This is a genomic window from Kitasatospora sp. NPDC054768, from assembly GCF_053612025.1.
Genome location: NZ_JBSHBN010000046.1, coordinates 45,169 through 57,152 on the forward strand (window position 1 = coordinate 45,169; position 11,984 = coordinate 57,152).

Here is an 11,984-nt window from a genome sequence, read left to right on the forward strand (position 1 = left end):
TACGGGAAACGATCCCGGACGGCGGCGGTGGTGCCCATGCCGTGAGCGCCGAAGGCGCCGAACAGGTCGACGTGGCCGAACAGGCCGAAGTCGGGTGCCGAGACCGGGCTGCCGGGCCAGACCGGCACCGAGTTCTTCCAGGCCTCGGCCGGTACGTGCGCGGCCCGGTTGACGATCATCGCGAGCACGGTGCCGCCGGCGACGCCGATCAGGATCGCGCCGCGGACGCCGCGTGCCATCAGCACGAAGATCGCCAGCAGGGTGACGCAGAAGACGAGCACCGGCCAGCCGGCCAGCGAGGGTCGATCCGCGGGCCGAGATCTTGAAGTAGGCGTCCAGTGCGCCGGTGGGGCGCGGTGCCGGGGACGACGGGTGGGGGGCGTCCGCGGCGGGTCCGCCGTCGGCGGGTCTGTCTTCGGTGGTGCCGGGTTCCGTGGGGATCCTGGTCATGTCCACTCCCAAGTGTCAAAGGGGGTTGGGGTGGGCGAGCCGACCTGACTGCCGGTCAACGAGGCGGCACAGGGGGACGTATCGACTCACGGGGGGCACTCGCGGAAAGGGTGGAGTGCGGGCGGTGCGGGCGAGGGTGGTGCTGGTGCGCACCGCTGCGGACCCCGGCGTGGGCAGGGCGGCGGGTGTGGGGGTGCCCCGGGGCGGCGGGGCGGCGGGGATGACGGTCACCGCCCCGGGGAGGGCGAACTCCGGCCGTCGGCCCGGCGGCAGGGTGCCCGGCCGGGCCCGACGGCGAGGCGTTCGGCCGGGCCTCAGCCGGGCTGTTCGGTGGTCAGGTGCTCCGGCCGGACCGGGATCCGGTTGAGCGCCAGCCCGGTGGCGTTGCGGATGGCGGCCACGATGGACGGCGTCGCGGAGACGGTCGGTGCCTCGCCGACCCCGCGCAGCCCGTACGGCGCGTTGGGGTCGGGCAGTTCGAGCAGTTCCACCGGGATCGGCGGGGTGTCCAGGATGGTGGGGATCAGGTAGTCGGTGAAGGAGGCGTTGCGCACCTTGCCGTCCCGCACGATGATCTCCTCCATCACCGCGAGGCCCAGCGCCTGGGTGCAGCCGCCCTGGATCTGGCCGACCACGGAGAGCGGGTTGAGTGCCTTGCCGACGTCCTGGACGGCGGTGAGCTCGACCACCTTGACCAGGCCCAGTTCCACGTCCACGTCCACTACCGCGCGGTTGGCGCAGAAGGTGTACTGGACGTGGCCGAAGCCCTGGCCGGTCTCCTTGTCGAAGGGCTGGGTGGGCCGGTGGTGGTGCTCGCGGGTCTGCTCGATGACGTCGTCGCCGAGCAGGTCGACGATGGAGACCAGCGTGCCGGTCCCGGCCGAGACCACCTTGCCGCCGGTCAGTACCAGGTCGTCGTGGGTCCAGCCGTAGCGTCGGCGTCCCCGGTCGAACAGTTCCCGGCGCACCGCCTCGGCGGCCAGCTTCACCGCGCCGCCCGTCATGTACGTCTGGCGCGAGGCGGAGGTCGAACCGGCCGACCCCACCTCGGTGTTGGCCGGGTGGATGGTGACCTGCTCGACGCCCAGCTCGGTGCGGGCGATCTGGGCGTGCACGGTGACGCCGCCCTGGCCGACCTCGGCCATCGCGGTGTGCACCATGGCGACCGGCTCGCCGCCGATCACCTCCAGCCGCACCCGGGCGGTGGAGTAGTCGTCGAAGCCCTCGGAGAAGCCGACGTTCTTGATGCCGACCGAGTAGCCGACGCCGCGCACGATCCCCTCGCCGTGCGAGGTGTTGGACAGGGCGCCGGGCAGCCGGCGGATGTCCGGGTGCTCGGTGTCCAGCGGCGGCGGCAGCGGCATCTCCTTGGCCCGCCGGAGCAGTTCGGCCACCGGCGCGGGCGCGTCGATCTCCTGCCCGGTGGGCATGAAGTCGCCCTGCGAGACGGCGTTGAGCTGCCGCAACTCCACCGGGTCCATGCCCAGTTCGACGGCCAGCCTGTCCATCTGCGACTCGTAGCCGAACGCCGCCTGCACCGCGCCGAAGCCGCGCATCGCCCCGCAGGACGGGTTGTTGCTGTACAGGGCGATGGCGTGCATCCGCACGTTCGGGATGACGTACGGGCCGTGCCCGAGCGAGGCCGCGTTGCCGACCACGGCGGGGGAGGTGGAGGCGTAGGCGCCGCCGTCCAGCACGATCCGGCAGTCGGCGAAGACCAGTCTGCCGTCCCGGGTGGCGCCGTGCTCGTAGTGCATCCGCGCCGGGTGGCGGTGGACGTGGCCGAAGAAGGACTCGTCCCGCGAGTAGACGATCTTGACCGGCTTGCCGGTGTGCTGGGCCAGCAGACAGGCGTGGATCTGCATCGACAGGTCCTCGCGGCCGCCGAACGCGCCGCCGACGCCGGCCAGCGTGAGCCGGACCTTCTCCTCCGGGAGGTCGAGCACCGGGGCCATCTGCCGGCGGTCGACGTGCAGCCACTGGGTGGCGATGTAGAGGTCGATGCCGCCGTCCTCGGCGGGCACCGCGAGGCCGGACTCCGGGCCGAGGAAGGCCTGGTCCTGCATGCCGACCTCGTAGTCGCCGCTGACGATCACGTCCGCCAGCGCCCGCACCTCGTCGGTCACGCCGCGGCCGGAGACCAGCCGCTGCTCGTGGCAGATGTTGCCGTACGCATGGGACTTGTACTCGTGCGGCTCGTGCACGTACCCGTGGGTCTCCGGGTCGAGGCACTGCTCCTCGGTGACGATCGGGGTGAGCACCTCGTACTCGACCGCGATCCTCTTCACCGCGCGGCGGGCCGTCTCCGGGTGGTCGGCGGCGACCAGGGCGATCGCCTCGCCGTGGTACCGGATCCTGTCGATGGCCAGGGCCGGCTGGTCCTGGATCTCCAGGCCGTAGTACTTCGAGCCGGGGATGTCCTCGTGCGTCAGCACCGCGTACACCCCGGGCACCTTGAGCGCCTCGGAGATGTCCACCGAGAGGATGTTCGCCCGGGGGTGCGGCGAGCGCAGCGCGGTGCCCCAGAGCATGTCCTCGTGCCACAGGTCGGAGGAGTAGGCGAACTCGCCCCGGACCTTCAGGTTGCCGTCCGGGCGCAGCGGGGAGCCGCCGATGCCGTCCTTGGAGGCCTGGTTGATGTTCTGGAGGTTCTTCTGTCCCTGGATCGTCCGCTGGACCGTCCGCCCGCTCATTCCGAGGCCCCCGCTCCCGCGCAGGTGCGGGCCGAGGCCAGCCGCACCGCGTCCATGATCTTCTCGTAGCCGGTGCAGCGGCACAGGTTGCCGGACAGCGCCTCGCGGATGTCGTCGTCGCTCGGCTGCGGATCGGCGGCCAGCAGCGCGTCGGTCTGCACCAGCAGGCCGGGGGTGCAGAAGCCGCACTGGACGGCGCCGGCGTCGACGAACGCCTGCTGGACCAGGCCCAGTTCGCCGTCCTCCGCGCCCAGGCCCTCGACCGTGCGCACCTCGCGGTCCTGCACCTGGCCGGCCGCGACCAGGCAGGAGCAGACCGGGACGCCGTCCAGGTAGACCGTGCAGGAGCCGCACTCGCCCTGCTCGCAGGCGTTCTTCGAGCCCGGCAGGCCGACCCGCTCGCGCAGCACGTACAGCAGGCTCTCGCCCTCCCACACGTCGTCGGCCTCGACCGGCTTGCCGTTGGCGGTGAAAGTGACCCTCATGCCGCGCTCCTGATCTGCTTGCCGTAGTCGTTCCAGGTCCAGGTGAGGGTGCGGCGGGCCATCACGGCGAGCGCGTGCCGGCGGTAGTCGGCGGTGCCCCGCACGTCGTCGATCGGCGAGGCCGCGGCCTTGACCAGCTCGCCGAAGCGCTGGACCACCTCGGTGCCCAGCAGTTCCCCGGACTCCCACAGGCCGCGCTCGGCGAGCACGCCCCGGAGGTACTCCTCGGCCTCGACGGCGCGGCGCGGCGTGGGGGCGGCCGAACCGATGCCGGTGCCGACGGTTCCGTTCTTCGGGTGCAGGGCGAAGCCGAACGCGCAGACCGCGATCACCATGGCATTGCGGGTGCCGATCTTCGAGAACTGCTGGGGCCCGTCCGCCACCGGGATCCGCACGGCCCGGATCAGCTCGTCGGCCTCCAGGCAGTTGCGCTTCACCCCGACGTAGAAGTCGTCGATCGGGATCAGCCGGGTGCCGCGCACCGAGGCCGCCTCGACGAACACGTCCCGTCCGGCCGCCAGCAGCGCCGGGTGCGCGTCGCCGGCCGGGGAGGCCGCGCCGAGGTTGCCGCCGACGCTGCCGCGGTTGCGGATCTGGGGGGATCCGACGGTGCGGGCCGCCAGTGCCAGCCCGGGCAGCGGACCGGACAGCTCCGCGATGATCCGGGCGTACGGGACCGCGGCGCCGAGCCGCACGCCGCCGCCGTCGTTCGACCATTCGGTGAGCTCGGTGATGCGGTTCAGGTCGAGGATCGCGGATGGCCGGTGCACGTCGAAGTTCAGCTCGACCATGACGTCCGTGCCGCCCGAAAGGGGCAGCGCGGTCGGGTACTCGGCCTTCGCCGCGAGTGCCTCGTCCCAGGTGGCGGGCCGAAGGAACTCCATGCGGGTGTCTCCTCAAGTCTTCGCCCGCCGGGTGTCCGGCGGCGTGTCGCCCAGTGAACCGCTGTGACGCGGCCCACTGGCAGTCACCGATGGCATGAAGCCCCGGCTGTGAGCCCGCCCGGCATCCTGTACGTTCCTCTAAGGAGGGGAATCTCGCAGCCCGGGTGTTCGCCGGGTGCTACCTACGACCGTAGTCCGGCCGGGATGCGCGGGCTACGGACCCGCGCGCACGCCCGCTCGGTCAGGCCCTATCGTTACCCCTTCACCCCTCCCCCCAAGCCCCGTTAAGGAGTCCGCGGATGCGCGTCCGTGACCTGCTCGCCCCCGGTGCCCCGCGACTGCGCCTGCTCGCGGCCGAGGAAGAGCTGGACCGGCAGGTCAGCGGCGTGATGACGACGGACCTCCAGGACCCGGGCCGCTACCTGCACGGCGGCGAACTGGTGCTCACCGGCATGCTCTGGCGCACCGTCCCGGCCGACTCCGAGCGTTTCGTCCGCACCCTGGCGGCCGGCGGCGCGGTGGCCCTGGCGGCCGGCGAGGCCGAGGTCGGCCCGGTGCCCGAGGACCTGGTCGAGGCCTGCCGGCGGCACCGGATGCCGCTGCTCGCCGTCCCCGACGACATCGCCTTCGGCACCGTCACCGAGTTCATCGGCCGCCAGGTCTCCGCGGACCGCGCGGCCGACCTCGCCGCCCTGGTCGACCGGCACCGCCTGCTGGTCTCGGCGGCCGGCGGCGGTGGACTGGACGCGGTGCTGGACCTGCTCGGCGGTGACCTCGACCTGGACTGCTGGGTGCTCACCCCGACCGGCGCGGTGATCGCGGGCCCCGCCGAACGGCTCTCCGCCCAGGACCGCGACCAGCTGGTCCGCGCCCACCTCGCCGCCCAGCGCCAGCGCCGCCGCCCCCCGCACCGGGCCCGGCTGGCGGCCGGCTCCTACTCGCTGCTGCCCGCCCCGGTCTCCGCCGAGCACGACGCGCCGCTCGTCGACTGGGTGCTCGCGGTGGCCGGCGACGTCACCGAGTGGACCGCCAAGCGCCAGCAGCTCGCCGAGAACCTGGCCCGGCTGGTGGCCGCCGAGCGCCACCGCCGCGACGAGGGCCGCCGGCTGCGCCGCCGCCTCGCCGACGAGGTGCTCGCCCTGCTGCGCCGCGACGCCGACCCGGCCGAGATCAGCCGCACCCTGTACGCCTCCTCGGCGATGGCCGTCGGCTACGAGGTCCCCGATCCCAAGTCCCGGGCGCAGGAAGGCTCCTGGCTGGTGCTCAGCGCCGAGGGCGCCGGCCTGCCGGAGGGCACCGTACGGGCGGTGCTGGAGGAGGCGCTCGGCGGCGCCACCGACCGCGCCCTGGTCGCCGGGACGGGCACCGGTGCCGTGGTGGTGCTGCCCGCCCCGGAGGGCCCGGTGCCCGCCGACGCCCTGCGCGAGCTGCTCGCCCCGCTGGCGGCCGGGCTCGGCTCGGAGGGCCGGATCACCCTCGGGGTCTCCGCCCCCGCCTCCGGGGCCGGCGGTCTGCGCGGCGCCCTGGAGGAGGCCCGGCATGCCCGCCGGATCGCCGCCTCCCGGGTCGGCCGGGTCTGCGTCGCGGGCCCCGAGGAGCTCGCCTCGCACGTGCTGCTGCTGGCCGCCGTCCCGGACGAGGTGCGCCGCGCCTTCCGCGGCCGGCTGCTGGACAAGGTGATCGCGTACGACATCGAGCACCAGGCGGACCTGGTCCGCACCCTGGAGGCCTTCCTGCGTTCGGACGGTTCCTGGACCCGTTGCGCCGCGCAGCTGCACGTCCACGTGAACACCCTGCGGTACCGGATCGGCCGGATCGAGGAGCTGACGGGGCGTGACCTCTCCCGGCTGGAGGACCGGGTGGACTTCTATCTGGCGCTGGAGCTGGCCTGACGCCGCGCCCGGACATGCGGCAGGGCCCGGCGCGGCCCCGGGCGGGGCGGGGGCCGCCCCGACGGGTGGCGGCGGGCCGCCGGCCCACAGCACCCGGAGAAACGAGGGCAACCCCAGGAAAGCGGCCGGAACCATCTTCTTCCACTGCTCGGTGGTGTGCGGGCCGGTGCCCTCCTCGACCTGGACGGTGGTCGGGGCCTTGGCGGCGGCGCGGATCGCCTCGCCGTCCTCGTAGCCGTCGCCCTTGGAACCGCTGACCAGCAGGGCGACCTTCGGCGGCTGCGGGGCGGTCTTCAGGATGTTGACCGGGTTGTTGGCCTCGCGCAGCTTGGCGTCCTTGCCGACCAGGGAGTCCGGCTCCTGGGCCGGGTCGTTGTAGCCGGACATCGCGATGGCGGCCCGGTACCGGTTGGGGTGGGACAGCGACAGCTTGGCGGCGCAGTGCGCGCCGGCCGAGTAGCCGGCGATCGCCCAGCGGTCCGCGGACGGGTCCGCCCGGAAGTTGTCCAGCACCATCTGCGGGACGTCGCGGGTGACCCAGGCGTCGGCGTTGATCTTGCCGGGGATGTCGGTGCAGCCCGCGTCCTGGTTGTTCAGCAGCTTCGTGCGGGGCGAGACCAGGATGAACGGGGCGACCTTGCCCTGCTGCATCAGCGGCTTGAGCTGCTCGGAGACCTTGAGGGTGCCGTACCAGGTGGAGGAGGAGCCGGGGTAGCCCGGGATCAGCTCGACCACGGGGAACTTCTTGTCCTTGAACGCCGGGTCGTTGTACTGCGGCGGCAGCCAGACCAGCACCTCGCCGTCGACCCCGGACACCTGGCCCTTGAGCTCGGTCCGCTGCACGTCGTTCGGGACGAGCGGGTCGTTCACGCCGCCGAAGCTCTGCTTGACCTTCGGCGGCTCCTTGGCGGCCTCACCGCCCTGGCCCGCCGTGGCGGCCGGGTCGACCGGCGTCAGGACGGGCACCGCGCGGACGTGGTTCCCGGTGCCGAGCAGGTCGTCCCAGTTGCCGTAGATCAGGTTGGCGTTGTTGACCATCACGAACACCATCAGGACGGCCGTGACCTGGCAGAACATGATCATGACGATCCGGGTGAGGTAGCGCACCGGCTGCGGGCCGCCGACCTTCCCCCAGAACAGCAGCGCCACTGTGATGGACACCGGCACCAGGATGACGGTGAGGAGGAAGAATGGCGTACCTGTCAGTTCCATCGAGTTCTCGTATCGGGTCGCACGCCGCCCGGGCCCCACTCGCCCGAACGCACGTCAATGGCATCAGACGGTGATGGACCGATGATCGGTTGCCGTCCGAATCTGTGCGGAACCTGAGAGGAACATCACGTTCTCGCGATGAACCCGTTCGGATCGGCGCCTAAGTCTGCCACCCGGACAGACGTCGTCCGGACCAGATGTTCAGCGAACTACCAGGAAAGGTCCCCCGGGGCACCTTACCTCCCAGGCCATCGGGCCTGCCGGGCGAGGCGGTGCGATCCCGCGCGACCAGGGAAGGGAGACTATGGGGATGAGCATCACCCGCTTTCGCCCGTCCCGCCGCTTCTGGCCCGTGTGCGCCGTCCTGGCACTCGCGGTCACCGCGGCCGGTTGCAGCAGTACCGGAGGCAGACGCGCCGAGGAGGCCCGCGCCAAGGCCGCGGCCACCGGCGGCAGCGCCGTCACCACCCCGCGTTGGAAGGTCGCCATGGTGACCCACGCCGGAGCCGGCGACGCCTTCTGGGACACTGTGCGCAAGGGCGCCGAGCAGGCCGCCGCCAAGGACAACATCACCTTCCTGTACTCCAACGACGCGCAGACCCAGAACCAGGTCCAGCTCGTCCAGGCCGCCATCGACCAGAAGGTCGACGGCCTGCTGGTCACCCTCGCCAAGGGCGACGCCATGGCCGACGTCCTCGGCAAGGCCAAGGCCGCGGGCATCCCCGTGATCACCATCAACTCCGGCCAGGAGTTCTCGCAGAAGTTCGGCGCGCTGACCCACATCGGCCAGGACGAGTCCACCGCCGGCCGGGCGGCCGGTGCCGAGCTGGCCTCGCGCGGCCGCAAGAACGTGCTCTGCGTGATCCACGAGCAGGGCAACGTCGGTCAGGAGCAACGCTGCTCCGGAGCCCAGTCCAAGGCCGGCGGCGCCTTCCAGGTGCTCTACGTCAACGGCGTCGACATGCCCGACGCCCGCGCCGCGATCTCCGCCAAGCTCCAGGCCGACCCGGCCATCGACACCGTGCTCACCCTCTCCGGCCCGATGGCCGCCACCGGTCTCCAGGCCGTCCAGGACGCCCGCCGCAGCGTCGAGCTGGACACCTTCGACCTGGGCACCCAGGTGGTGTCCGGGCTCAAGTCCGGCAGCGTCGGCTTCGCCGTCGACCAGCAGCCCTACCTCCAGGGCTACACGGGCGTCGACCTGATCTGGCTGTACAAGTACAACCTGAACATGCTCGGGGGCGGCAAGCCCGTCGAGACCGGTCCGCAGATCCTGACCAAGGACAACGCCGACGCGCTCGCCGAGTACGTCGCGAGGGGGACCAGGTGAGCAGCCCCGACCTCCTCGCCCACGACGGCCTGGTCGACGGCCGCCCGGCGGCCCTGCGGCGGCTCCTCGCCCGCCCCGAGCTGGGCGCGCTGATCGCCGCCGTCGCGGTCTTCGTGGTCTTCGCCGCCGTCGCCGAACCCTTCCTGCGGGTCTCCTCGCTGGGCACCGTGCTGTACGCGGCCTCCACCATCGGGATCATGGCGGTGCCGGTCTCGCTGCTGATGATCGGCGGCGAGTTCGACCTCTCGGCCGGCGTGCTGGTCACCACCGCGGCGCTGACCTCCTCGATGGTCTCGTACCAGTTCACCGCGGTGACCTGGGTCGGCGTGCTGGTCTCGCTGGCGACCACGCTGGCCGTCGGCTGGTTCAACGGGTGGATGCTCGGCCGCACCAGGCTGCCCAGCTTCATCGTCACGCTCGGCACCTTCCTGATGCTGACCGGCGCCAACCTGGGCGTCACCAAGGCGATCTCCGGCACCGTCTCCACCAAGTCGATCTCCGACATGGAGGGCTTCGCCTCCTGCCGCTGGCTGTTCGCCTCCGAGGTCACCGTCGGCGGGCTGACGATCAAGGCCACCGTCTGGTGGTGGCTCGGCCTGCTCGCGGTCGGCAGCTGGGTGCTGCTGCGCACCCGCTTCGGCAACTGGATCTTCGCGGTCGGAGGCGACGCGGAGGCGGCCCGCGCGGTCGGCGTGCCGGTCGCCCGGACGAAGACCCTGCTCTACCTGGGCGTCGGCTTCGGCGCCTGGGTGCTCGGCCAGCACCTGCTGTTCTCCTTCGACACCGTGCAGTCCGGCGAGGGCGTCGGCAACGAGCTGATCTACATCGTCGCGGCCGTCATCGGCGGCTGCCTGATCACCGGCGGCTACGGCTCGGTGGTCGGCTCCGCGCTCGGCGCGCTGATCTTCGGCATGGTCAGCAAGGGGATCATCTACGCCCAGTGGAACCCGGACTGGTTCAAGTTCTTCCTCGGTGCGATGCTGCTGCTGGCCGCGCTGCTGAACGCCTACGTCAAGCGCCGGGCCGAGCGGGGGCCGCGATGAGCACGGACATGACGAGCGCGGCCGCGGCGGGCACCGAACTGCTCTCCCTGGAGGGCGTCGGCAAGAGCTACGGCACCGTCCGCGCGTTGCAGGACGTCTCGCTGACCCTGCGGGCCGGCGAGATCAGTTGCGTGCTCGGCGACAACGGGGCCGGCAAGTCCACCCTGATCAAGATCATCGCGGGGCTGCACCAGCACGACGAGGGCACCTTCACCGTCGGCGGCGAGGAGGTCCGCCTGGACTCCCCGCGCCAGGCCCTGGAGCGCGGCATCGCCACCGTCTACCAGGACCTCGCGGTCGTCCCGCTGATGCCGGTCTGGCGCAACTTCTTCCTCGGCTCCGAGCAGGGCACGCGCCGCTGGGGCGGCCTGCGGCTGGACGCCGACGGGATGCGCGCCACCACCCGCGAGGCGCTCGCCAGGATGGGCATCGACCTGTACGACGTCGACCGGCCGATCGGCACCCTCTCCGGCGGGCAGCGCCAGTGCGTGGCCATCGCCCGCGCGGTGCACTTCGGCGCCAGGGTGCTGATCCTGGACGAGCCCACCGCCGCGCTCGGCGTCAAGCAGTCCGGAGTGGTGCTCAAGTACGTCACCGCCGCCCGCGACGCCGGGCTCGGGGTCGTGCTGATCACCCACAACCCGCACCACGCGTACCTGGTCGGCGACCACTTCACCCTGCTCAAGCGGGGTCGGATGGCGGGCAGCCACCCGCGGGCCGAGATCGGCCTCGAACAGCTCACCACCGAGATGGCCGGGGGCTCCGACCTCGCCGAGCTCTCGCACGAGCTGGCCCGGCCCTCCGTCTCCGACCCCCGTGAGCCCGACCCCCGTGACCCCGACCCAGGCGAGGAGCGTCCGCAGCCGTGACCAGCTCCCAAGGCAGCACCCGGCCACCCGTCCTGCCCACCCTGCTCGGCCTCGGCCCGCGCGCCGAGCGCCGCCGCCGCGCCCTGCCCGCCGGGATACTGCGGCTGCCCACCATCGGCGTCGACATCGGCGGCACCAAGGTGGTCGCCGGGGTGGTGGACGGCGAGGGCAAGGTGCTGGAGAAGCTGCGCACGGACACGCCGCACAAGAGCAAGAGCCCCAAGGTGGTCGAGGACGTCATCGTCGAGCTGGTGCTCCAGCTCGCCGACCGGCACGACGTCCACGCCGTCGGCATCGGCGCGGCCGGCTGGGTCGACGCCGACCGCTCCAAGGTGCTGTTCGCCCCGCACCTCAACTGGCGCAACGAGCCGCTCCGGGAGGCGCTCAGCGAGCGGCTGCGCTTCCCGGTGATCGTGGAGAACGACGCCAACGCGGCCGCCTGGGCCGAGTGGCGCTTCGGCGCCGGGCGCGGTGAGGACCACATGGTGATGCTCACCCTGGGCACCGGCATCGGCGGCGCGGTGGTCCGGGACGGCTACGTGGACCGCGGCAAGTACGGCCTGGCGGGCGAGTTCGGGCACATGCAGGTGCTGCCCGGCGGCCACCGCTGCCCGTGCGGCAACCGGGGCTGCTGGGAGCAGTACTCCTCCGGCAACGCGCTGGTGCGCGACGCGCGCGAGCTGGTCGCCGAGGAGTCGCCGGTGGTGCAGCCGCTGCTGGCCCGGGCGGGCGGCACGGTCGAGGGCATCACCGGCCCGCTGGTCACCGAGGCCGCCCAGGACGGCGACCCGACCGCGACCGAGCTGCTCTACGAGGTCGGCACCTGGCTCGGCGTCGGCATCGCCAACCTGGCCGCCGCGCTGGACCCCGGCCGCTTCGTCATCGGCGGCGGGGTCTCCGAGGCGGGCGACCTGCTGCTCGGCCCGGCCCGGGACACCTTCCGCCGCACCCTCACCGGGCGCGGGTTCCGTCCGGAGGCCGCCATCGTGCACGCCGCCCTCGGCAACGAGGCGGGCCTGGTCGGCGCGGCCGACCTGGCCCGGCAGGTGGCGCGGCGCTTCCGCACGATCAAGCGGCGGCGGGTGGAGCGCAGCGCGCTGTAGGCGGGGGCGGGGCGGTGCCGGCG

9 protein-coding genes and 1 pseudogene are annotated in these 11,984 nt (G+C 72.6%); 6 read left to right on the forward strand and 4 right to left on the reverse strand.

The genetic code is table 11. The features are described from left to right. The first annotated feature begins 41 nt into the window (after nucleotides 1–41). Nucleotides 42–326 (forward strand): hypothetical protein, encoded by a 285-nt coding sequence (locus ACWGKU_RS16755; protein ID WP_401055062.1) that lies wholly within the window; start codon nucleotides 42–44, stop codon nucleotides 324–326. Between the two features lie 438 nt (nucleotides 327–764). Here the strand turns inward: ACWGKU_RS16755 and pucD are convergent, their stop codons facing one another. The 3 genes from pucD to ACWGKU_RS16770 are packed head-to-tail and all read right to left on the reverse strand — an operon-like array spanning nucleotide 765 to nucleotide 4,512. Then, entirely contained in the window at nucleotides 765–3,143 is a 2,379-nt protein-coding gene (gene pucD / locus ACWGKU_RS16760) for a xanthine dehydrogenase subunit D (RefSeq protein WP_401053858.1), read from the reverse strand. Next, nucleotides 3,140–3,628: a (2Fe-2S)-binding protein gene (locus ACWGKU_RS16765; protein WP_380547127.1), complete on the reverse strand. Its 489-nt coding sequence runs from the start codon at nucleotides 3,626–3,628 to the stop codon at nucleotides 3,140–3,142. The genes pucD and ACWGKU_RS16765 overlap by 4 nt, the downstream gene beginning before the upstream one ends. Further along, entirely contained in the window at nucleotides 3,625–4,512 is an 888-nt protein-coding gene (locus ACWGKU_RS16770; protein ID WP_452177468.1) for an FAD binding domain-containing protein, read from the reverse strand. The genes ACWGKU_RS16765 and ACWGKU_RS16770 overlap by 4 nt, the downstream gene beginning before the upstream one ends. A 299-nt stretch (nucleotides 4,513–4,811) precedes the next feature. On the opposite strand from ACWGKU_RS16770, the gene ACWGKU_RS16775 reads away from it, so the two are divergent. Continuing rightward, nucleotides 4,812–6,404: a PucR family transcriptional regulator gene (locus tag ACWGKU_RS16775; RefSeq protein ID WP_452177469.1), complete on the forward strand. Its 1,593-nt coding sequence runs from the start codon at nucleotides 4,812–4,814 to the stop codon at nucleotides 6,402–6,404. 255 nt (nucleotides 6,405–6,659) lie between these two features. Here ACWGKU_RS16775 and ACWGKU_RS16780 read toward each other — a convergent pair. Further along, nucleotides 6,660–7,616, reverse strand: a pseudogene (locus ACWGKU_RS16780) (alpha/beta hydrolase); the annotation flags it as partial. 316 nt (nucleotides 7,617–7,932) lie between these two features. On the opposite strand from ACWGKU_RS16780, the gene ACWGKU_RS16785 reads away from it, so the two are divergent. From ACWGKU_RS16785 to ACWGKU_RS16800, 4 genes are read left to right on the forward strand one after another with little or no spacing between them, the layout of a single operon-like run. Next, complete coding sequence (locus ACWGKU_RS16785) at nucleotides 7,933–8,946, forward strand: substrate-binding domain-containing protein (RefSeq protein ID WP_452177489.1); 1,014 nt, start codon at nucleotides 7,933–7,935, stop codon at nucleotides 8,944–8,946. Beyond that, nucleotides 8,943–9,989, forward strand: a complete 1,047-nt coding sequence (locus ACWGKU_RS16790; protein WP_401047008.1) for an ABC transporter permease — start codon at nucleotides 8,943–8,945, stop codon at nucleotides 9,987–9,989. Before ACWGKU_RS16785 ends, ACWGKU_RS16790 begins: the two co-directional genes overlap by 4 nt. 8 nt (nucleotides 9,990–9,997) lie before the next feature. After that, nucleotides 9,998–10,858 carry an ATP-binding cassette domain-containing protein gene (locus ACWGKU_RS16795; protein WP_380547115.1) on the forward strand — a complete coding sequence of 287 codons (861 nt, stop codon included), beginning with the start codon at nucleotides 9,998–10,000 and terminating at the stop codon, nucleotides 10,856–10,858. Next, nucleotides 10,855–11,961 carry an ROK family glucokinase gene (locus ACWGKU_RS16800; protein WP_380547113.1) on the forward strand — a complete coding sequence of 369 codons (1,107 nt, stop codon included), beginning with the start codon at nucleotides 10,855–10,857 and terminating at the stop codon, nucleotides 11,959–11,961. Before ACWGKU_RS16795 ends, ACWGKU_RS16800 begins: the two co-directional genes overlap by 4 nt. Nucleotides 11,962–11,984 lie beyond the last annotated feature (23 nt).

Bases quoted from the DNA above. Each gene is read 5' to 3' on its own strand.
- pucD (WP_401053858.1), bottom strand. From the start codon at position 3,143: ATGAGCGGGCGGACGGTCCAGCGGACGATCCAGGGACAGAAGAACCTC.
- ACWGKU_RS16765 (WP_380547127.1), bottom strand. From the start codon at position 3,628: ATGAGGGTCACTTTCACCGCCAACGGCAAGCCGGTCGAGGCCGACGAC.
- ACWGKU_RS16770 (WP_452177468.1), bottom strand. From the start codon at position 4,512: ATGGAGTTCCTTCGGCCCGCCACCTGGGACGAGGCACTCGCGGCGAAG.
- ACWGKU_RS16775 (WP_452177469.1), top strand. From the start codon at position 4,812: ATGCGCGTCCGTGACCTGCTCGCCCCCGGTGCCCCGCGACTGCGCCTG.
- ACWGKU_RS16795 (WP_380547115.1), top strand. From the start codon at position 9,998: ATGACGAGCGCGGCCGCGGCGGGCACCGAACTGCTCTCCCTGGAGGGC.